27 protein-coding genes are annotated in these 20639 nt (G+C 25.8%); 17 read left to right on the top strand and 10 right to left on the bottom strand.

The genetic code is table 11. From position 1 onward, the window contains the following. The first annotated feature begins 82 nt into the window (after positions 1–82). Positions 83–511 carry a nuclear transport factor 2 family protein gene (locus GCL60_RS12270; protein WP_202614025.1) on the top strand — a complete coding sequence of 143 codons (429 nt, stop codon included), beginning with the start codon at positions 83–85 and terminating at the stop codon, positions 509–511. A 197-nt stretch (positions 512–708) separates the two neighbouring features. After that, the gene (locus GCL60_RS12265) at positions 709–1377 is read left to right on the top strand and encodes a peroxiredoxin (RefSeq protein WP_153420956.1); all 669 of its coding nucleotides are present in this window, start codon (positions 709–711) and stop codon (positions 1375–1377) included. Positions 1378–1434: 57 nt separating this feature from the next. On the opposite strand, the gene GCL60_RS12260 is transcribed toward GCL60_RS12265, so the two are convergent. From GCL60_RS12260 to GCL60_RS12225, 8 genes are all read right to left on the bottom strand, one after another. Continuing rightward, positions 1435–1770, bottom strand: a complete 336-nt coding sequence (locus GCL60_RS12260) for a hypothetical protein (RefSeq protein ID WP_153420955.1) — start codon at positions 1768–1770, stop codon at positions 1435–1437. A gap of 56 nt (positions 1771–1826) precedes the next feature. Further along, positions 1827–2165 (bottom strand): hypothetical protein, encoded by a 339-nt coding sequence (locus tag GCL60_RS12255; RefSeq protein ID WP_161998194.1) that lies wholly within the window; start codon positions 2163–2165, stop codon positions 1827–1829. Between the two features lie 251 nt (positions 2166–2416). Further along, positions 2417–2737 carry a hypothetical protein gene (locus tag GCL60_RS12250; RefSeq protein WP_153420953.1) on the bottom strand — a complete coding sequence of 107 codons (321 nt, stop codon included), beginning with the start codon at positions 2735–2737 and terminating at the stop codon, positions 2417–2419. 56 nt (positions 2738–2793) lie between these two features. After that, positions 2794–3129 carry a hypothetical protein gene (locus tag GCL60_RS12245; RefSeq protein WP_153420952.1) on the bottom strand — a complete coding sequence of 112 codons (336 nt, stop codon included), beginning with the start codon at positions 3127–3129 and terminating at the stop codon, positions 2794–2796. Positions 3130–3168: 39 nt separating this feature from the next. Continuing rightward, complete coding sequence (locus GCL60_RS12240) at positions 3169–4038, bottom strand: hypothetical protein (RefSeq protein WP_153420951.1); 870 nt, start codon at positions 4036–4038, stop codon at positions 3169–3171. Then, positions 4035–4478 (bottom strand): hypothetical protein, encoded by a 444-nt coding sequence (locus GCL60_RS12235; RefSeq protein WP_153420950.1) that lies wholly within the window; start codon positions 4476–4478, stop codon positions 4035–4037. Before GCL60_RS12235 ends, GCL60_RS12240 begins: the two co-directional genes overlap by 4 nt. A gap of 43 nt (positions 4479–4521) precedes the next feature. Then, positions 4522–5571, bottom strand: coding sequence for a C39 family peptidase (locus GCL60_RS12230; RefSeq protein WP_153420949.1), 1050 nt, complete (start codon positions 5569–5571; stop codon positions 4522–4524). 481 nt (positions 5572–6052) lie between these two features. Further along, the gene (locus GCL60_RS12225) at positions 6053–6787 is read right to left on the bottom strand and encodes a substrate-binding periplasmic protein (RefSeq protein ID WP_153420948.1); all 735 of its coding nucleotides are present in this window, start codon (positions 6785–6787) and stop codon (positions 6053–6055) included. Positions 6788–7043: 256 nt separating this feature from the next. Here GCL60_RS12225 and GCL60_RS12220 point away from each other — a divergent pair, with 256 nt between their 5' ends. The 3 genes from GCL60_RS12220 (at position 7044) to GCL60_RS12210 (ending at position 9567) form a co-directional block, all read left to right on the top strand. Beyond that, positions 7044–8291 carry a hypothetical protein gene (locus GCL60_RS12220; protein WP_153420947.1) on the top strand — a complete coding sequence of 416 codons (1248 nt, stop codon included), beginning with the start codon at positions 7044–7046 and terminating at the stop codon, positions 8289–8291. Between the two features lie 258 nt (positions 8292–8549). Beyond that, positions 8550–8843 carry a hypothetical protein gene (locus GCL60_RS12215; RefSeq protein WP_153420946.1) on the top strand — a complete coding sequence of 98 codons (294 nt, stop codon included), beginning with the start codon at positions 8550–8552 and terminating at the stop codon, positions 8841–8843. Between the two features lie 205 nt (positions 8844–9048). Further along, on the top strand, positions 9049–9567 hold the full coding sequence (locus tag GCL60_RS12210) for a hypothetical protein (protein ID WP_153420945.1): 519 nt from the start codon (positions 9049–9051) through the stop codon (positions 9565–9567). Between the two features lie 145 nt (positions 9568–9712). Here the strand turns inward: GCL60_RS12210 and GCL60_RS12205 are convergent, their stop codons facing one another. Next, a complete protein-coding gene (locus GCL60_RS12205) occupies positions 9713–10468 on the bottom strand; it encodes a type 2 periplasmic-binding domain-containing protein (protein WP_153420944.1) in 756 nt (251 codons plus the stop codon). A 683-nt stretch (positions 10469–11151) separates the two neighbouring features. On the opposite strand from GCL60_RS12205, the gene GCL60_RS12200 reads away from it, so the two are divergent. From GCL60_RS12200 to GCL60_RS12155, 10 genes are all read left to right on the top strand, one after another. Continuing rightward, positions 11152–11661, top strand: a complete 510-nt coding sequence (locus GCL60_RS12200) for a GNAT family N-acetyltransferase (protein WP_153420943.1) — start codon at positions 11152–11154, stop codon at positions 11659–11661. 971 nt (positions 11662–12632) lie between these two features. Then, positions 12633–12932: a PAAR domain-containing protein gene (locus tag GCL60_RS12195; protein WP_153420942.1), complete on the top strand. Its 300-nt coding sequence runs from the start codon at positions 12633–12635 to the stop codon at positions 12930–12932. Between the two features lie 14 nt (positions 12933–12946). Further along, positions 12947–13477, top strand: a complete 531-nt coding sequence (locus GCL60_RS12190) for a PAAR domain-containing protein (RefSeq protein ID WP_153420941.1) — start codon at positions 12947–12949, stop codon at positions 13475–13477. Beyond that, positions 13467–14369 (top strand): glycine zipper family protein, encoded by a 903-nt coding sequence (locus GCL60_RS12185; protein ID WP_153420940.1) that lies wholly within the window; start codon positions 13467–13469, stop codon positions 14367–14369. Before GCL60_RS12190 ends, GCL60_RS12185 begins: the two co-directional genes overlap by 11 nt. 13 nt (positions 14370–14382) lie before the next feature. After that, positions 14383–14991, top strand: a complete 609-nt coding sequence (locus GCL60_RS12180) for a hypothetical protein (RefSeq protein ID WP_153420939.1) — start codon at positions 14383–14385, stop codon at positions 14989–14991. 76 nt (positions 14992–15067) lie between these two features. Next, positions 15068–15385, top strand: a complete 318-nt coding sequence (locus GCL60_RS12175; RefSeq protein ID WP_153420938.1) for a hypothetical protein — start codon at positions 15068–15070, stop codon at positions 15383–15385. A 253-nt stretch (positions 15386–15638) separates the two neighbouring features. Continuing rightward, the gene (locus GCL60_RS12170; RefSeq protein WP_153420937.1) at positions 15639–16106 is read left to right on the top strand and encodes a hypothetical protein; all 468 of its coding nucleotides are present in this window, start codon (positions 15639–15641) and stop codon (positions 16104–16106) included. A gap of 36 nt (positions 16107–16142) precedes the next feature. After that, complete coding sequence (locus tag GCL60_RS12165; RefSeq protein ID WP_153420936.1) at positions 16143–16721, top strand: hypothetical protein; 579 nt, start codon at positions 16143–16145, stop codon at positions 16719–16721. Positions 16722–17009: 288 nt separating this feature from the next. Continuing rightward, positions 17010–17417 carry a hypothetical protein gene (locus GCL60_RS12160; RefSeq protein WP_153420935.1) on the top strand — a complete coding sequence of 136 codons (408 nt, stop codon included), beginning with the start codon at positions 17010–17012 and terminating at the stop codon, positions 17415–17417. A 330-nt stretch (positions 17418–17747) separates the two neighbouring features. Continuing rightward, positions 17748–18632 carry a hypothetical protein gene (locus GCL60_RS12155; RefSeq protein WP_153420934.1) on the top strand — a complete coding sequence of 295 codons (885 nt, stop codon included), beginning with the start codon at positions 17748–17750 and terminating at the stop codon, positions 18630–18632. 47 nt (positions 18633–18679) lie between these two features. Here GCL60_RS12155 and GCL60_RS12150 read toward each other — a convergent pair whose 3' ends face one another. Then, complete coding sequence (locus GCL60_RS12150; RefSeq protein WP_153420933.1) at positions 18680–18967, bottom strand: hypothetical protein; 288 nt, start codon at positions 18965–18967, stop codon at positions 18680–18682. Between the two features lie 686 nt (positions 18968–19653). Between GCL60_RS12150 and GCL60_RS12145 the strand changes: the two genes are divergently transcribed. After that, positions 19654–20031, top strand: coding sequence for a hypothetical protein (locus GCL60_RS12145; protein ID WP_153420932.1), 378 nt, complete (start codon positions 19654–19656; stop codon positions 20029–20031). Continuing rightward, positions 19964–20527, top strand: a complete 564-nt coding sequence (locus GCL60_RS12140; protein WP_161998193.1) for a hypothetical protein — start codon at positions 19964–19966, stop codon at positions 20525–20527. Before GCL60_RS12145 ends, GCL60_RS12140 begins: the two co-directional genes overlap by 68 nt. Positions 20528–20639 lie beyond the last annotated feature (112 nt).

The raw sequence follows: 20639 nt of genomic DNA, 5'->3' as shown, positions 1-20639 counted from the left end.
AGATAATCTTTCAAAATGAGGACTTGGTGGTCAGCTGAATTTTGCTATCAAGTCTTTTTTCTATTTTCATAAAGGAGAATCTATGATTATTGAAAAAAATGGCAAACTATTTGCAGTCCCTCCGTTTCATTATGAATCCGCGTTACTTAAAGTAAAAGCCGCTGAAGATGCATGGAACTCAAAAGATCCCGAAAAAGTGGCATTAGCATATACAGAAAACTCGGAATGGCGAAATCGTTCTGAATTTTTCATGGGCCGCAATGCTATCAAAGAATTTTTAATCCGCAAATGGAATAAAGAAACAGAATATAAATTAATAAAGGAACTTTGGTGTTTCACAGAAAATAGAATCTCTGTCCGATTTGAATATGAATGGTTTGATAAGGAAAATTCAACATGGATGCGAACGCATGGCAATGAACATTGGGAATTCAATTCGGAAGGTCTAATGAGCAGACGAGACATGAGTGCAAATGATTATAAAATTAAAGAATCAGAAAGGCGTCTCTAATAGAAAATCATTACTAATCATTGTTTATACAATTATAACCACACTCAAAGCTTCTCCTTCTAAAACTTGAAACTCTGCTTTTTCTCTTCTATTGTAACTTTGCTACTGTCCCAGTTTCTTTAAAGTATTTACCGTTGAATGTAACAGAAGGAGCAATCCTAATTTTCTTTTATTTTAAGAAAGGATGAGGTTTTTCTATGACGTTGCGCATTAATTCTACCGCACCTAATTTCACGGCACAAACGACACACGGCTTGATCGATTTTCATGAGTGGTTTGAAAATCAATGGGTGATTTTATTTTCACACCCCAAAGATTTTACTCCGGTATGCACTACTGAATTAGGCTACATGGCGAAAATTGAATCTGAATTTACAAAACGTAACACTAAGTTAATTGCCTTATCAATTGATTCGGTTGAGGATCATAACAAATGGCTTAAAGATATTGAACAAACACAAGGAGCAAAAGTAAATTATCCAATTATTGCAGACACAAATTTATTAATATCGAAGCTCTATAATATGCTCCCCGCTGAAGAAGAAACGGGAACTTTACAAAATAGAACTCCCGCATCAAATGCAACTGTTCGCTCAGTATTTATATTTAGCCCCGATAAACGGATTCAATTAATGTTAACTTATCCTATGACGACAGGCCGTAACTTTGACGAAATTTTGCGCGCAATAGATTCTATGCAATTAACTGCTAAACACAAAGTAGCAACACCAGCAAATTGGCAACCTGGACAAGATGTAATTATTTCAAATTCTGTTAGTGATGCTCAAGCAAAAGAACTATATCCTGAAGGTTGGAATGCGCCGTGTTCTTATTTACGTTTCGTTAAACAGCCAGCTCCTTTGTAAGATAATATTTTTTTTGCAATCTAAATTGAAAGTAAAATCACTAAATTTAAAAAAAATCTAATCTTTATCTTTAGGCCTTTGATCCCCTGGGACTTGATATTGATATGATGGCTTGGTATCAATACTTTCATAAACAATATATCCATAATTATTATATATTTCAAACCCTTTAAATATAATTATAGTTGTATTTCTACCGTCATAACTATATTTTGTATGAATATATTTTTCTAGAATTCCACAATATTGAAATATCTTAGTATCTATTATTTGATTATTTTTATATGAATTTTCCCTTATTTGATGTAAACTCTCTCCATTAGCACATGACTGCCCAAAAGCAGAAAATGGAAAACTAAAAACGAAACAAAGAAATGCTATTTTTTTTAACATACAAAAACCTTTCTAAAAAGATCAAATATTCTTATACATATTTTTTATAAATTATTTTATTCAACATCAGTTGGAACCTGATCTCCTGGCACATAATATTCATAAGATGGCATAGTATCTATTTCCTCGAAAACAATATATCCAAATTTATTATAAAGTCTAATTCCGTTAAATGTTGTTATTTTAGTGTTATTGCCATCATAATAATATTTAGTTTGAACTAAAACTTCTCGAACTCCACAATATTTAAAAACTTTACTATCATTCAATTGATTATTTAAATATGTTTTTCTAGTTAATTCATATAAACGCTCGCCATCAGCGCATGACTGTCCAAAAGCTGAATATGGAAAACAAAAAACAAAACTAAGAAACGCTATTTTTTTAACATACAAAAACCCTTGTATAGTGATCAATTATTCTTATTCATATTTTTCATATATTATTTAATCTTTTTCTTTCGGAAACTGATCTCCTAGAACTTAATAATGATAATTAAGACTATAACATGATTCTAAAATTTCAAAAAATAATATTCGCACTTTCAGCTTAATATTTTTATCTCCAAAATGGGAAAATAAATTTTTTTTCATATTATATTCTAGTAAAAGATAAAAAATTAAATAAATCTTTTTTTTATTGAGATCTAATTTTCATTTGGAGGAGTTTGATCCCCTGAAACAAAATATTCATAAGAAGGTACAGTGTCAATACTTTCAAAAACAACATAATTATTTCTATTATAAACTCTCACGCCATTAAATGTAGTTATTTTAGTTTTTTTACCATCATAATAATATTGTGTTTTTACTATATCTTTGGCAATTCCACAAATTAATGAAGTTTTTACATTTATATTTGTGTATTGAGTTAATTCATATAAACGCTCGCCATCAGCACATGATTGTCCAAAAGCTGAATATGGAAAACAAAAAACAAAACTAAGAAACGCTATTTTTTTTAACATAAAAAAACCTTTCTAAAGAGAATAATTATTCATATTTATATTTTTTATAAATTATTTTATTCAACATCATTTGGAACCTGATCTCCTGGCACAGTTTGGTAATATGAAGGATAAGTATCAAGACTTTCAAATACGAGAGCTCCTTGTTTATTTAATATACGTCTACCCATATATGTCATAATTAATGTATTTCTTCCATCATATACGAATCTAACTTTACTAAATCGATATAATGTTCCACAGTAGGTAGAAACTTTTTCTGCAACTACATTATTATTCGAATATCTTTGTTCTCTTAATTCAATTAATCTTTCACCACTTGGACAATAGTTAGCAAATGCTACGGATGGAAGAAAAAACGACAAATTTAATAAAAATAATTTTTTAAGCATAAAACATCCCTTATAATATCTAAAAATTGTTAATAATATCTATTTATATTCAGAACTAACACACTCTAAATTATTTAATGCAAGTTTAAAATTATTTGTTTTTTTATTTTCATAAAACTCATCACTAAAATAATTTTTTAAATAATCATTAATTAATATACTATCACCTAATTTAAAAAAGAAAATAAAATTATCATCCTCCAAACACTCTTTTATTTTAATTGAATTAAAATCATCAAAATATGAAATATTATTTATAATTTTTTCATAGTAATCTTTATATTTATATTTAATATTATAAAACAAATAATCCAAATCCAAAGAAACATATAAATCTTTAATACTTGAGGGTTTATAATTTTGATTCAAATCTAAACTAATTTCCATTTTACTTTTATAATTATAAAATTGCTTTACTTTAGTTTCATTATCTATCGTAATTGTATTTTCCTTTGTATTAATTTCTACTTCTGAGTTTCTAGAAATTGTATCTGTATAAGGATCTTGATAAAAGTGCTTCATTTTATCTATCAAAAAATGTTTATTTATATTTTGCTCATTTATTGTTATATATAAAACATGATTCTCATATTTTTTAAAAACAATATCTGCACTTTCAGCTTTATATATTTCACTATCTCCAAAATGATAAGATAAATTTTTTAAATATAAAACTCTAGTCTTTTCATCGTATACAAAATCTTGGTATTTATAAATATTATCTGTGTATTTTTTAAATATATCCATATAAATATCTTTATTTATATCTTTTATAATTTCTTTTTTTTCTTTGGTTTCAATTTCTACAATTGAATCATTAATAATTTTTTCATTTTTACCATATTTTAAATATAAAATTAATATAATTGGAGAAAAAATTACTAAAATTATTATAAAATATTTTCTCATTTTTTCTCATTTTTTAAATTTATTTTTAATATCTTTTTTTCAGACCTTGCATAACCAGGTAATGATGATACAATTCCATATCTTTTTGTTTTATAAAATCGACCATAAATCGAATATTCAATCTCAATATCACCCGTAATTATATAGCAAGAAATATACTGACTTTTTACACAGTTTTCTGAAAAATCCAAACCTTTTATTAGTTTTGTTGAAATATTATAACCTAGTTCAAAAAAGTCGTTATGTTTATTTATTGATTCTGGTGATATTCCAATAGAAAAAATGTCACCAACATTGAAATTTTCAGTCTCATTATTTGGATAAATATACATTTCAGATTCGTTTATTCTTCTATTTGCTTCCGCTTGACTTTTAACTTCTTTTCCACAAGAAACAATGAACAAAAGGAAAAAAGAGAGAGATATTATATTTTGCTTCATTTAAATTCCAATTAAATATATAAAAAATAATGAATAAATGGAACTAGCGCCTCCATTTACAGCACCAATTTCTTGGATTTAATTGATTTTTAATTCTATTTGCTTCTTCTGCAATTTGATCTCTTACTCTTTGCGCTTCTTGTGCCGCTTGTTGTGAAACTCTTGCTGCTTCTTCAGCAACTTTTTTTGCCTGATTTTTTAATTTCACAACATCTTCAAGAGTCATAGGCACTGTTAAATCGGGCACAATTCCTGGTAGACCAATACTTTTTAATACCTCATTTGCTCCTCTAGGCCCAAAATTTACAATTTGGTTAAATTTTTCAGCTCCTAATTTATGAAGATTATAAATTTCGCCTACAACGGGAATTTGGTAAATTGCGTTTTCTGTACCTAAAAATAGATGATCAAAAAAAGCATCTAATTTATTAAATTCAACTTCTTCAATTTTTACTATAGTATTTGGCAATATTCCCGCAGCAGCCCAATTCCAATTATTTACTCTTTTTCTATCAAACTCATATTTATTTTCATAATTAATGGTACCATCAGATTCTGCATAAATAACAGAAGAATTTGAATTCATCCATCCTATAACCGTTACCCAATGCAATTGTGAACCCGCATACACTAAAACAGCAACAGGTCTGTTTTTATACCTGACTTCATTTTCAATATCATTTATACTAGCATTTATTCTTACTTCAGCTTTGTATCCTTTTGTTTTTATACCACCGTATTTAATACTTTCTGCTACTTTTTGCGCAATATAGGAATTAAAAGTTAAGGCTAATTTATCTGGAGTTAATCCAATATCAGTTACAGTATTACTAAAGCGTCCAGCAAAAGCGCTAAAAACTTTTTGTGCATAATCATTTTTAATAGTATTATAACTAACGCCGTGTCCAACAATATTAAGCATTTTTGTAGCAGAATATGCGCCACAACTCCAATTGTCATTTTGAGCGCCTATATATTTATCAGAATTTGGAATTATCTTTCCTTCTCCTTTATACTCGTAATACGTAGAATATGCATTCATTGTAAAAGAGAGGGAGATAGCTGCCATAGATAAAATTGTTTTAAAATTCACAAACAGATCCTCATTATAAAATATTTAATTACAGACACAGATTCCTTATTCATGATTATTTTTTTTAACAAATTTTATTTAAATATTTTTTTTAATTATTATTTTTATTAAAAAACAAAAATATTGGAATTAATTTATTTATTTAGGAATGACAAATATTTAAGATATTATTTGGTATGGTATTAAATTATTGGTGACTTTTGTTTTTTTAGAAAAGTTAATGTAAATATCTAAAAATATAAAATAATATTTAATGTATTTTAACAATTAACATCGGCCTGTATTTTTTTATAGCGATAAAACAAATTACAATATTTAAATATTGCCATAATCTATAAAATAAATTCTCAATTAAATTTTTTTTTATACATTTTATTAATCCTATATTTTATCTCATTCATGAATTGATATAATAATTTGATAAGCTTCATAAGTTTTCCATTCTTTAAATCTTTTATATCTAAATTTATATAAAACAAATTCACAAAGCTTCAAATTCTCGGTGCTCTTTAGGAAATATGGTATAAAACTCTCCACTTTTTTTTAACTTATTTATTCCTTCAGCTAAATAATTATCTAATTCTTTTGATTTTAATTTATCTTTAGATAATATCATACTTATAGTTTTATAACTATATAAATTTGACTTAATTTTAGAATATTCTTTTTTATTTTTTGGTTCTTTTAATACTTTATTTGCTATAAATTGGGTAAAAATAATAGCATCAATTCTTCCCGTTTGTAATTTTTTTAAGGCACATTCAAGACATGTAAAATAGGTTATTGGAAACTTAAAAAAATTCTCATATGCTAATAAGGTTTGTACTTCTATCTTTTTTTGCTCTGCTAAAATAGCAATATTATCTATATTAATATAGGGTTTTTTAGAAGAATTATAATAAATAACAATGGGAACATTAAATAGAAATGCTTTTTTAGCAATATTATATTTTTTTGGAGTCACATCATTAATTACGATTGGTAAATGATAATCAACAGCACCTGTTTCGACATCATGAATCGATCTTGCGTATGGTTGAACAATAATTGTTGTTTTTGTTCCCATAACTTTATCTATAGCATTGACAAAATCAATAAAGATTCCATGTTTGTCATCGATTGCATAAAAGGGCAATTGCCCAATAGATACTTTTAAATTTTTGTCTAAGGAGAAAGAGTTTCTAAATATAAATAATTGTAAAATAAAAAAAATCAAAAATAATATTTTCCTTTTTTTTCATTAATTACACTCCTAGATTAAAATGAAATATCAATTCATTTAATGAATTTTAAAAAATAAAACACTTAGTTTTAATATATAATTTTAAATTATAACAACCTATCTAAAAATTTAGAAATCAATAAAAAAATGACGAAAATACAGAAAAATACTTCTTATTATATTCCATAAAAAGTCGAAATAGATTTCATAAATAATAAATGTTACTTATAACCGTTTCATTGGGTTTTTTATGAATCTGTTTTTGTTTCGTTTTGCCATTTGTATTTTAATTTCTTTACTTGAGTCTTTTTTATTTGCTTTAGAAAACAAAGAAATTCCCAATCGATTTACTCTAACAAATGGTTACCTTGAGGAGTCTTTTAACTCAAATGAAGGAATGGCCTATTTTCCCATGAGTATTTATGAAACTTATGATTGGGGATTTAGAAAAATATCTGCAGATAAATATGGATTTGGTAGATTTTCTTCTTGGTTTATTTCTGGCCTTTTTCAAATGTTTTACTTTAATTCTACTTATATGAGTACACCTTACCATGAGTTTGGTCATGGTACCCGATTTCGTAGTCTTGGTAGCAATAATATTACTTACTATATTGATAGTAACCATACTGTGACAGCGGGATCTTATTTTGAAATGGTATTTAATCGAGTAAATTATTCGAATGAAGGCGCTGCTACATCATCTGTTATCATTTCACAAAATCCGAATGACTCTATCAAGAACGATCTTATTGTAAGTGCAGGTGGAATGAACAATGAAATTTTATTAAGTAAACTAATTACGGAAAGAGTTTATGATAGAGGAGGATCTGTTCCCGATTTTTTCTTTTACTTAGAAAACAAACTTTCCCCCTATAATTACTCTAGTTTAAATACATCCGAATTTAAAGGCGGAGATCCTCAAACCATACAAAACGACTATGCCTCCCTTGGAAAAAACATCACAACTACAGATTTAAAAAATTCTTATTTATTTAGCCTTCTTGCCAGTGGATCTTTTTATTCACTCTTATGGGGAGATCTTTATTATATTGGAACAGGAAATCACAATGTGAAAACGATTGATATTTATGGAGTCTCACTTCCCGATTTTTCAACTTACATTAATTCAAAAGGTCTCTCTATGGAGACTATGATGCACTATCGTGTAAATGAAGTTTTAACTTTTGGTTTATCCTATGAAAAAGTTTACATAGGGGATAATTATGATCAAATAAGCCCACAATTTCGTTATGTCATGAAATTAAATTCAGGGATGTTAAAATATTTTATTGCAAAACCTCAACTTATCATTGGATTAGGTAACAATGGTGTAGACCTAGGGGGTAGTCTTTTAAGCGAAGTTGAAGGAGATTATTTAGGATTATTTTTAAAATATACCTATTATAATCAAAATAATCTTTATGGAGAAAGAAATATTCCTTTTATAAATAAGCCAAATGAAATATTAGGTGGAGTTTTTTTTAATTTATTTTAAGAACATGTTCTATTGATATTATTTATATTTTAATCTGCATTTAGAATAAGAACTATGCTTCTGAAATTTCATATATAAATTTATAAAATGGATAATCCATTAGAAAGAATAGATTGATTTATTGACAGGCTATTCTTTCTCTTTTATTAAATCTAATATAATATTTCATATATTTATGAATCTATGAATATAATATCTCGTGTAGAAAGTAATTCTAAAATAAATTTGATTCAATCAACTCAGAAAGGAATTGTTTTTATGAAGTATCTATTTCCAATAGCAGTTACGATATTATTTTCAGGTTGCGTTAGTGTTCAAATGGTAGCCTTCGATAAAGAGTCTAATACAGTCACTTTTCAAGGTGAAGAATGGACATCAAAAGAAGATTATCAAAAAGAAGCTGATACTTATTGTGGCAAAAAAGCAACTTTAATAAAAATGAATCAAGTTACAGAAGGTTCAAGTGCGACAGTTAAAAATCAATCACCAGGCACAACAAATGCCCAAATCGTTCCCATTAAAAAAAATCAATATACTTTTAAATGTAAATAGATAATTTCATGTCTACTAATTAAATTATTCCTCTTTTTTTACCTTTCAAGTATAAATTCCATGATTTTTTTCTGTTTTTATTTTATATATTTTAACAATAAAATATATAATAAATTAAATATTGTTTGAAAAAAATAAATTATTTTAAGTGACATTTAACCAATGTTACTTTAGATAGTTTTATACATTTACAGGGAGTTTATTTATGACAATTTCGGATATTTCATTACCGAGAAATATTACAATTGATTATTGTTCTCGAATTTCACTCCTACTTGGAAAAAAAGAGAATGCATTTTGCGGATTATTTAGTATAGATTTAAATGAAATTTATGTCGTTCCCTATATTCCTACACTTGGCGGCACTCACTTTCCGTATCCAAATCTTATAAAAGTTGCAGAATTAAATATCAAACCCATATTGCATCAAGGAGCTGATGGCTTACCTGGTCATGAGCAATTAGCTTCGTTTTTAAAATCAAATGTACCTAAATTGAAGAACAGTAGATTTCTTGGATTTTCAATATTATTTTCAAAAACTAAAGGTGGTTTTGGTGGAACTTCCCGTTCTCAAAATAATCTTCATTTTAGAGATTATTTATTTGACAATAAAGACAAAGCATTTCATTTATATAGAAGACAAAACTCTTATTATAAATCTGGGGCATTTGGGCCTCCCACATTTTTTGAAGTAACAAAACCAGGTTCAGGTGTATTGCCTTAAGAATGGATAAACCTTTTTAAAAATTTTCTTTTAAATGAAGTTTTATATAGATCTGAATTTGATATTGAATTACAAGGAAGCCAAGACTCTTCCAAAAAAAATATTACGTAACAATAAATTTTTCAGAATACTTTTTTTTAAAAAATTATTGCCCATATTTTTTTAATATTTTTTTCCATTCTCTGTCTTTATCTATGATTTTTAATCTTTTCTCTAAATAATCAAATAACTTTTTGTTGCTCCGAGGAATAAGTAAACTTCTTTTATAAAGAGGATTAAGAGGTTTTTTGGAAACATATGAATTATTTAAATTTATAATTGTTTTATCAATATTTTTAAAAAAATTTAATGTTGTATTTTCAATAATACAAAAATCAAGACCTTTATTTGCAGATAAAACATTTTCTATTGCTGTCACATATCTTATCGAGTCTACCCTTTTTATTTCAGATGATTTTATAAAAGGCTCAAGAGTTCGATATCTCAAACCCGCGACAGCCGAAAAAACTTTTCCTTTTAAAGAATTTAAATTATAAAATAAAAGAGGATTTTTTGCAGATGATAAAATGAGTTGTGAATCAGAAATAAGAGGTTTAGACCAATAAAATTTTGTTTTATTCTCATCATCAAAAAATGCAGGCTGAACCCAGGCAACAACGATAGGTTCATTTCCTTTTTCTAAAATTTGATTAATACGATTTCTGACAATAAACTCTGCTGCAAAATGAAAGGGAGAGTTTTTATCCGAATTTAAAAAAGTCGCTAATTCATATGAAAGCCCCTTTAATCCTTGGATATTTGTTTGCCAAGGTGGAGTCACATTTTCTTTTGCCATTGAAAAAAATGGAGCTAAAAGAATAAAAAAAACAACGCAGGATCTTATGATGATGAATAAATGCATCGAAAATATCCTTTAAAAAATTATATTCCTTCTTATTATTTACTTCCCTTAAAGATTATATCATTTTCTTAAACTTAACAAATTACTTTTTTTCTTATAAATTATGATGTTTCTTTAGAAAACCTATTTATGAAATTTTTATTTACAAGTAGTCATATTTTAAGCATATTTTTTATGATTTATGAGCTGAAATAAACAAAAATCCATTATAAAAAACGCAGGTTTGCTTTGCACCATGAAGAGTAAATTCAGTTTTTTCTTCCCTAGCAGCTTTTAAAATAAAATCAAAATCCTGTACTTCGCCCTCAATGATTTAATTTGTATACGAACTAATAGTTTTGAATGCTTATTTTTGGAGAAGTAGATGGCGGCCTAAGTAAAAATTGAACCGACCTTGCCGCATTTTTTTTGTTTCAAATTTCTTTGATTTAATGAGCTTAACAATATCAAACTAGACAACAAAGCTAGAAAACAAGTTCAGCCATTAATATATCGATCAAAGAATAATTTTAATTTAAATATTATTTGTTAGTTTCTAATGTGGCTTTTAAACTTGATATAACTTATTTGTAGTTTGAACTAAGTGTTATATATATTTTAGATAACCAACTTAGTAATAACGATTATTCTTAGTTGTTTAATTTGTAATGCCGCCTACTATTTTTTAAAGGGTTTATTTTAAAATGGATGATTTAATACCACAGATTGTATCTGTAAAAAACGTTGATACTGGCCCTTTTTTTCATTTACAACAATTATATGAATTTGAATTTAGCCCCATAACAAAAAGTCAAATAGATGAAAATGGTTTGTATGATTATAAGTCACTACAAGCCTCTTGGAATAATCATAGTTACGATGCACATCTATTTATGTATGATAAAAAACCTGTAGGATTTTGTGTTGTTAATTTAAATAGTCAAATAAATCAAGATCCAGATACAAAAGATATTGCTGAATTTTTTATTATGCCAAACTTTCGTAACAAAAATTTTGGTGAAAAGTTGGCTCATCAAATTTTTGATCAATATGTCGGTAAATGGGAAGTAAGACAACTCATCGAAGCAGTCCAAGCTAGAAAGTTTTGGCTTAAAACTATTAATAATTATACCAAATGTAATATTGAAGAAAATATTGAAGAAGATAAAAATGGATGTTTTTATGTTCAAAGATTTTCAAACAAAAAAATATGATATAATTAAAATTAAGACTCACCATATGATATAATAGAGAAAATTTATCATTAATTAATAGGATATTTTCATACTTGATCACAATTAAATAGAAATATTAATATTGATATTATTTGTAAATTCAATTTAAAAGATAATTCAGTATTAATAACTAGTAGATATGATGAAGATAGTGTTCAAGAGAAATGTTAAAGATTAGGGATTAAATTATTTCCCAAAGGGATTGCATACTATCTACCAATTGAAATTATATAATTAAAAATTAATTCTTCATCAATTTTTGCATGAATTATATATAGTGTCACAACCAAAAATTGGGATTAACAATTGGGACTATCTTGCGGGGAGTCTTGAATGCTTATTTTATATGGAGAAATAGATGGCGGACCCAGCAAGAATCGAACTGGTAAACTCCTATCTCTTCCTTAAGGTGGCAAAAAGGTTTCAAAATAAATACTTATTCCTATCAACATAAACACTTCATACGTGTAACAAATCTGCATTTTCGTAAAGCAATATAATTGGGACTAAAAAAGTGAATTTCTGGAGCCTCGTATTCTTAACGGCATCACCGGCAAATTAGACTTATTTATATAATATATAAGAAACTATGTGCCGGTGAAGCATTTTTCTCTCAACGGCTTCACCGGCATCACCGGCAAATTTTGTTGAAATGGGATGGGTTGGGATTTGGGGTATTGAAATGAAAATTAAAAAGGTTGAATAAATTTTGAGCAAAGATCCAGCTTAAACCAATCCCTGACAAGGTTTAAAATTAATTTTACTATTCAATGTTATTTTATTTATAATTTTGTCTATATAAAAAAATATCTAAAAAATTTGTAAAACATAAAATAAAATATTTTTTTAGGAAATTGAACTAAATTTATTTAAAATATAAAAACATAATTAATTTTTTGCTTTAAATAGCAAATTTAAAAAATAAAATTAATTTAAGATTGGTATATTTAATGAAAGTAATAATTGTTGGTGATTCTTTAAATAATGGCGGAACAGTAATTACTGGCAGTCAAGATCCTGAGGTAAACTTAGATTTATTTGCTGCAGTTGGAGATAAGGTCATTTGTCATATTCATGGAGAAAGTGAGATTGTTGAAGGATCACCAGAAGCAACTATTGATGATAGAGCAATAGCTTTAGAAGGACATAAGACATTATGTGGCTGTTCTCTAGTTGCTTCTAAAAAACGAATTTTAACATTTGAAATACACCCTGACCAACCGGGAAATTTAAAAATATATACAAAATAATATAGGTAAATTAAATGAAATTTGCGGCAATCGTTTTAGGAGATCCATTAAGCAGTGGAGGCTCGGTAACAAGTGTTACTCAAGAATTTGTAAAAGCGAATGGCTTTCCCATAGCAAGAAAAGGGGACTCTGTTTTTTGTCCAATACCATTGCATGGTTCTGGTACAATAACTGAAGGTTTTGAATTTATAAAAATTAACGGATTAAATCCAGCTGTTCATGGAAATAAAGTTTCGTGTGGATGTACTCTTATTGCCAAACAATGCGCTGGAAAAGTTTTGTTGTCATATGCGGATAAAATAGAAAATGATTTGGATGAAATTGAGAAAAAAATAAATCAAAAATATGACCAACAAATAAGAATTAAAAGTAAAGATGGAAATTTTTTATCAAATGTTCCTTATTTTATCATTGATGAATCAGGAAATGAATATAAAGGAATTACAGATTCATCAGGATGTTGCAAAAGAATATATACAAAAAAAGAAGAAGAATTAAAAATTTATATTGGGGTTGCGGCATTGGAGAAATGGAATGTCAAATAATGAATTCAAAACAAAAACGAATACTGAAAAAGATTCAAAATTTGATATTACAGATTATTTAATGCCTGCAAGAGGATTTTTCTTTGTAATAGTTGAAGAGTTGGGAAAAGATGGATTTTTAGTAAGAAGAACTTATGCAACATTAGATGATCCTTACCTAAGAGAAATGAATTTATCTTATTCTCAAAATCTTCGTGAAGTTTGGCCAGAAAAATATAATTTAGAACCAAGAAATTACTCATCAACTTCTTCAATTGCTGAACATATAATGGGTAGCACAAATAAGAATTCTTCATATATTTCTACAAGTTCAAGTTTTCCTGACGGATCGCCAAGATTTGATGTAAATAAAAAAACAGTTTATATAGATATAAATAAAGCTAAAAAAGCAGGTGCTAAATTAATATCTACTGAAGAAATATTATCTTCTTTAGAAGAATATAAACAACAGAATCCACATTTAAAAAGAAGAATCGATAAAATTGCTGGGTATGTTAAAGATATTGATAAAGAAGTATTACTTCAAGGGAAAAAAATTCCTTCTAAAGCTGTTTTCACACCTAATTCTTATGATAAGGCAATGAAAATTAATGGCATTGGAAAGGTTCTCCATGTATTTGGTATTGCATTCACCGCATACGATTTAAAACAAGCCTTAGATGAGTCGTATAAAGTTGAAAGTTTGAAACCAATAACAGCTGAAGTTGTTAGACAAGCCGGAGGATGGGGAGCCGCATGGGTTGGTTTTAAAATTGGTGGAGCTATTGGAGTTAGTGTTGGAATTGAAGCAGGACCTGGCTGTGTTATATCAGGTTTAGTCGGAGGTGTAATCTTTGGAACTTCGGGTTATTTTGGATTTGATTGGGTAGCAGATTTTATTTACAAAAATTAAATTGGAGTAGACTTTGAGCACTAAAAAATTAATTTCATTTTTCAAAAATTTAATAAATTTGAAAAAAAATGATGAAGCCTTAACTGTAAATAAAAAGGAATTAGAGTCTACTTATCTTTTTAATAATCTATCAAACCATAATTATAAATCAAATAATTATCCCTATCCTTTCTACATGGAGGAGAAGAAAATATTTGCATATAATTTATATTTTATTTGCACATGTGAAAGAAAAATAGATATTTTAAATACTATTTTATTAAACTTTAAGATTGATCAAACAAATGAATATAGGCAAGCAAAAGGAAAAAATGATAGTAACGAATCGATTCATTTCTCAATAGTAAGTGGATTTAATGGATATCTATTTCAGATAGTCACAAACTCTATAAAACTTTTAAATGAATTAGATATTTTAAAAATAGAACCACCACCACCTTGGATTTCATTTCCCGAAATAGATCCAGACAGTCTTGGAAGTTTACAAGGCTCTATTGATTATTGGTGGTATGTTTATTGGACTCCATTTTGGGAAAAATTGACTCCTCAAGAAAAACAAGATTATTATAAAATAAAAAATGCAACTCCAGAATGGATTGAGTGCATTGAAATTCATAACTAATAATTTTCATATTAAATATTGGTAAAATGAAAATTTTTCTCTTTATAGTAGAACAAATTATCCTGAAAAAATTAATATGAGTGATTCTCAAATATATGCTTACTTTCTAAAAATCATGGTTAAAGAAGATAGTTTTGAAACGATCAAGGCTTTATTTTTTAAGCATTTCATGTTTGATTTACAAAAGTATAAATCAAATATCATAATAAATAAAATGGATAATATCGAAATTAAATCTTTGTATTTATATAAAGACCAAGGCATTGCTGTTTCTATAACAAATGAATTCAGAGGAGTAGTTGTCAATCTAATTACTGATAATAATTTATTTTTTCGAGGTATAGACAACTCAATATTACATCCGCCTCCGCCACTGGATCGTTTATTCAAATGAAGATCAAAGAGGCCTTGGAAACCTTCAAGGTGAAATTGATTATTGGTTTGATTCTATTTGGCATCCATTTTGGAATAGTTTGAGTTTAGAAGAGAAGAAGAATTATTTTAGAAAGACAAAGCCAAATAGATATTGGGCATATTATTTAATTTAGAGCTCAATATACAAAGAAAAGAAATAATGAATTAAGTATTTTAGATATAATAAAAAAATACTTAATTTTCTCAAGAATAAATTTAGAAAGTATTTGATAATGAATGAAAGTATGCTTGTTTTTTTTGTTATATTTCCTTTTTTATTTTCAATATTTTTAATGTTATACTATGCTTTATTCTCTTTTTTAATGATTAAAGTAGTAGAAGATGTTACTAATAGGTATGAAGTTGATTTTAACTCTACTATTTATGGAGAAAGAAGGTTCGCTCATTATATTGCAAAATGTTATTTTTATGAAAAAAAGATTCTTTTCTTTAAAAATAAACCTAATTATTTAAGATATGGTATAGTATTAAAACCAAGATATAATAGAAAGTATAAAAACTATAGCATTAACAAGAGAAATTATGACAAAAACGAACCTATCAATTATGATATCAAAACTGAAAGTAAATTTAACATATTTATTTCAATAAGTTTTTTCTTAGCATTTCACGGGTTTTATTTACTAATTCTTTTTAGTACAACTGTTTTTGTAATAAATGATTTAATATTAAAAAATTAAATTATAAACAAAGAAAAAATATATTAGGAGTTAAAATTGATTTTAAAATATTTTTCACATTTATTTAAAAGAAAAAAAGAAGATGAGAAATTACAGTTAACAAAAAAAGAACTTTTATCAACTTATCCATCTTTATATTTATCCGATTTTAATTATCAATCCAAAAATTATCCCTTAGTATTTTTATTAGATAATGAAAAAATATTTGCATATAATCTTGTTTTTTCATGTATTGAAAAAAATAAATTCACAATTATTGAACTTATTCATTCAATCTTTCAAATTCAACAGACCAATAATTTTATGCAAGCTAAAGGAAAAAGCACGAATAATGAATCCATTCATTTTTCAATTATCTCTGAATTTAATGCATTTACTATTCGACTTTTAAAAGAAATTGATAATTTAAGAGTTGAGCCTCAATCTCCTTGGATTTCATTTCCTGAAATAGACCCAGATGGACTTGGCAGTTTACAAGGAGTAATAGAATTTTGGTGGTATAAATATTGGGATAATTATTGGTTAAATCTATCTAAAATAGAGAGATCGGAATACTATAAAAACAATGAAGCCCCACTTGGCTGGATAGAATATATTGAGTTTAAATATGAATAATAATATAATTATTTTATTCTTTTCATTTTAATTAGAAATACAAAAAATATAATGAAATATACCTTAAATAATATTTTAAAATTTCTATACAAGAAAGATAAATTATATAATTGTTATATAATAGATTTACAGAATCTTTTCCCCAAACATAATTTTATTCAATATTTAGAAAACAAATATCCATATAAAATAAATTTATGTTTTGATGAAATATATGCTTATAATATTAAAATAATGTTAACTAGCAAAAATTTTATAACACTTAAATCATTATTATTGAATCACTTTATGATAGATTTAGAAAAATACAAATCAAATTATGTAATAAATAAAATGAATAATAATATTGAAATAAAATCTTTGTATTTATATAAAGGCCAAGGCATTGCTGTTTCGATAACAAATGAATTCAGAGGAATAGTTGTCAATCTAATCACGAATAACAATTTATTTATACAAGATTTAGACAATTCTTTATTACAACCACCTCCACCTTGGATCGTTTATCCAAATGAAGATCCAAGAGGCCTTGGAAGCCTTCAAGGTGAAATTGATTATTGGTTTGATTCTATTTGGAATCCATTTTGGAATAGTTTGAGTTTAGAAGAGAAGAAGAATTATTTTAGAATGACAAAACCAAATAGATATTGGGCAAATTATTTAATGGAGAGTCCAATTTACAAAGAAAAAATATAATTTTTAAATAAAATTAACTTATAGACATAAAATATTTATACATTAATTTCATAATAGAAATTCTTAATAGAACTTATTTGTATTCAAAAACCTAGAAAATTTTTCTGAAATAAAATGAAAAATTTAAATTATTAAATTTTTCATTTTATTTCATAATAATTAATTTCAATATTATAAGTAAAAATTATTTTTGGTAATCTATTTAATTATAAAAAATAATTCTATTATATTATTTACTTTTATTTTAAAAAATATTATAAATAGTTATGTTTATACAAATAGAATATTGCTATTTTTAACATCATTATTTAAACTTACACAGAGGTTTTAATGGGTAAAAGAAAAAAAAATATTACAATTACATTTTACAAAATTTTGAATGAAAAAGGTACGCTCTTTGATAATAATATATCATTAGAAGAAAATTTTGATGCCTTATTTTCAAACAAAAAAACTTCTTTCGGAAAAGAATTTTTTGAAAATGATGACTCTTCCTATGAAATAACATATTTATCAGATAAGATGAATGATTTTATGGGAGCTTATTTTGGAACATTTGCAAAATACAGAGATAATGCCTTTCCTTATTGCGAAACGAATAAAAAATTGGAAGAAATTAATTCCGATTATATTGTTGAAGAAACATATTTTTTAATAATTCCAAAAAGAGAAATACTAGTTTTTGCTACAAAAAAAGAAATTGGAGGAATTGAAAATTTTTCAAATTATTTAACTAGAAAAACAAACTTTAATTTTGACATTTTAAGCATCATAAGAAAAGATTCTTTAAAAAAATTTTTAGAAAGAAACATTGAACCATCTTTTTTATCTTTTAAAATCCCATCTCCATTAAATCCAAGTTATTTCAAAGAAATATTAGGTACAGAAAAGTATTTTACTGAAAATTTATTTGCAATTTCTGATAGAACAGGATCACATGAAATTAAACTAGAACTTTCAAGCCCAAAAAGGCAATTAAGAAATACTATTGGATTCTTAGGTAATTTATTTAAACAAAAACAAATAAATATAAATGAATTAAAAATAAAAATGCCAAACTCAAATAAAATGATAAATTTACTTTGCGATGTCGTTAAAGCTTCAGTTTCCATTAATAATAATGGAAAATATTTAAATAGAGATGATGTAATGGAATCAATGAAAATTCAATTCAAAAAAAATGAGAAAGACATATCAATATACTCTGGAGTTTAAAATATGAATTTCAATATAATTAAAATATATTCAAAAAGAATCTTTATTTATATTTTAATTTTGATTTTTTCATACATTGCCAAGTTCAGTTTTAATGATAATGTTTTTGAGAATAGACTTTCAAATTTAATGTCAATATTTTTAACTTTATTAGGTTTATTATTAACAACTATTGGCATAATATTCTCAATATATAAAGAACCTTCCGTCCAATTTTTAGTTAAATCATCATATTTATCTGAGCTATTAAAATCAATGATTTCTACAATTAAATTTTTAGGAATAATTTCAATGTGTTTATTTATTATTATATTAATACCATATGATATAATCAATAAATACTTTATTAATTATTTAATATTTTTTGATAACTATAAAGATTTATTTTCATTTTTAGGAATATTTTTAAGTTTAATCTGTGCAAAAAATTTATGTCAGACCATTTTGAAATTTAAAAGAATTATTGAGTTTATAATTAGAACTTCATAATTTCTTTTCATCATATTTCAAAATATGAAAAAACCAGCAAGAATCGAACTGGTAAACTCCTATTTCTTCCTTAAGGTGGCAAAAAGGTTTCAAAATAAATACTTATTCCTATCAACATAAACACTTCATACGTGTAACAAATCTGCATTTTCGTAAAGCAATATAATTGGGACTAAAAAAGTGAATTTCTGGAGCGTCGTATTCTTAACGGCATCACCGGCAAATTAGACTTATTTAAATAATATATAAGAAACTATGTGCCGGTGAAGCGTTTTTCTCTCAACGGCTTCACCGGCATCACCGGCAAATTTTGTGGAAATGGTATGGGTTGGGATTTGAGGTATTGAAATGTGATTTTAACGGCAAATGATGAATCATGATTTTGTGGGTTGGTTAGAGAAGAGCGATCCACTGACAAGGGATTAGATTATCGGCAAAAAATACTTATTATTCATTATTGATTCTAAATTAAAGAAACATTTCATACATGCGATAATAAAAATCATGATACTGTTGTCAAATGGAGAAACTATTGATTTCTAAAAGATTTAAAATTTTAATATTTATCTTCTTAAGTGTTTTTATCTTAACATTTCAAAAAAAAAGTATCTATGCGAATACTTGTGAGAAAAGTTGTAATGATAAAGCATGGCAATGTGATAACATTAAGAATAATATTAAGATAAATAGAGAATTATTTGATTTTATTTTTATTAATAACTTAGATGCTTTAAAAGCATCTGATATAAGTGATAATATCAAAGAATTTAATGTAAAAATTTTTAGTAATAAAAAACTTATATTTGAAGCAAAAGACAAAAAATTAAATGGGAGAATATCCATTGTATTATCAAAAGAAACATGTGATAAAAGCCACAATACATGCATTAAAAAATGCCAAAAAAACTGAATTATTAGAATTGAATTGTAAACGTAGAACTGAAATTTTTATAACACTTTTCATCTCAATTTTAGGAGCAATTATTGGAGCATTTGCAGGAGGATATATTACATACTTCTATCAAAATAAGTTAGAAAAAAAGAAATTTTTTTCTTCTGAGTTACCAAAAATTACTTTATCATTTAACCAAAATATAAATTATTTACTTGATAATTCAAAAAAATACATAGATTATAAAAATAATCGTAATAATACAAGTTTTACATTTAAACAGAGAAAAGAAGAAATAATGAGTCAACTATATTTTTTTGAATTTATTTCTATAATTTATAGTTTTAACTTAAAAACAGAAATTGAAAATTGTTCTTGTGAATTACAAAATTTTTCAGACTATACATTACATGCTAATGATGAAAATAATTTCATGAAATATAATAAATTATTAACTAAAACCTGCAAAGAAGTGACAATTAAAATTATAGAAAATTCAAAGTCATATTATTAATAATAATCATTATATATTTAAAAAATGACGAATATAGGAAAATATATTCATAAATATATCATAAATTTAACCGATATAAATTAATATTTAAATAAAAAAAGTTATGATTACA

Source organism: Silvanigrella paludirubra (assembly GCF_009208775.1).
Taxonomy (GTDB): Bacteria; Bdellovibrionota_B; Oligoflexia; order Silvanigrellales; family Silvanigrellaceae; genus Silvanigrella; species Silvanigrella paludirubra.
The sequence above is the reverse complement of the archived record's forward strand: the minus strand, read 5'-3'. Positions and strand labels throughout refer to the sequence as shown.

Coding starts and splice junctions, on each gene's coding strand:
- GCL60_RS12185 (WP_153420940.1), top strand. CDS start 13,467: ATGTCAAATAATGAATTCAAAACAAAAACGAATACTGAAAAAGATTCA.
- GCL60_RS12270 (WP_202614025.1), top strand. CDS start 83: ATGATTATTGAAAAAAATGGCAAACTATTTGCAGTCCCTCCGTTTCAT.
- GCL60_RS12195 (WP_153420942.1), top strand. CDS start 12,633: ATGAAAGTAATAATTGTTGGTGATTCTTTAAATAATGGCGGAACAGTA.
- GCL60_RS12190 (WP_153420941.1), top strand. CDS start 12,947: ATGAAATTTGCGGCAATCGTTTTAGGAGATCCATTAAGCAGTGGAGGC.
- GCL60_RS12250 (WP_153420953.1), bottom strand. CDS start 2,737: ATGTTAAAAAAAATAGCGTTTCTTAGTTTTGTTTTTTGTTTTCCATAT.
- GCL60_RS12205 (WP_153420944.1), bottom strand. CDS start 10,468: ATGCATTTATTCATCATCATAAGATCCTGCGTTGTTTTTTTTATTCTT.
- GCL60_RS12175 (WP_153420938.1), top strand. CDS start 15,068: ATGAGTGATTCTCAAATATATGCTTACTTTCTAAAAATCATGGTTAAA.
- GCL60_RS12155 (WP_153420934.1), top strand. CDS start 17,748: ATGGGTAAAAGAAAAAAAAATATTACAATTACATTTTACAAAATTTTG.
- GCL60_RS12210 (WP_153420945.1), top strand. CDS start 9,049: ATGACAATTTCGGATATTTCATTACCGAGAAATATTACAATTGATTAT.
- GCL60_RS12235 (WP_153420950.1), bottom strand. CDS start 4,478: ATGAAGCAAAATATAATATCTCTCTCTTTTTTCCTTTTGTTCATTGTT.
- GCL60_RS12200 (WP_153420943.1), top strand. CDS start 11,152: ATGGATGATTTAATACCACAGATTGTATCTGTAAAAAACGTTGATACT.
- GCL60_RS12265 (WP_153420956.1), top strand. CDS start 709: ATGACGTTGCGCATTAATTCTACCGCACCTAATTTCACGGCACAAACG.
- GCL60_RS12160 (WP_153420935.1), top strand. CDS start 17,010: ATGATAGATTTAGAAAAATACAAATCAAATTATGTAATAAATAAAATG.
- GCL60_RS12170 (WP_153420937.1), top strand. CDS start 15,639: ATGAATGAAAGTATGCTTGTTTTTTTTGTTATATTTCCTTTTTTATTT.
- GCL60_RS12240 (WP_153420951.1), bottom strand. CDS start 4,038: ATGAGAAAATATTTTATAATAATTTTAGTAATTTTTTCTCCAATTATA.
- GCL60_RS12245 (WP_153420952.1), bottom strand. CDS start 3,129: ATGCTTAAAAAATTATTTTTATTAAATTTGTCGTTTTTTCTTCCATCC.
- GCL60_RS12220 (WP_153420947.1), top strand. CDS start 7,044: ATGAATCTGTTTTTGTTTCGTTTTGCCATTTGTATTTTAATTTCTTTA.
- GCL60_RS12260 (WP_153420955.1), bottom strand. CDS start 1,770: ATGTTAAAAAAAATAGCATTTCTTTGTTTCGTTTTTAGTTTTCCATTT.
- GCL60_RS12215 (WP_153420946.1), top strand. CDS start 8,550: ATGAAGTATCTATTTCCAATAGCAGTTACGATATTATTTTCAGGTTGC.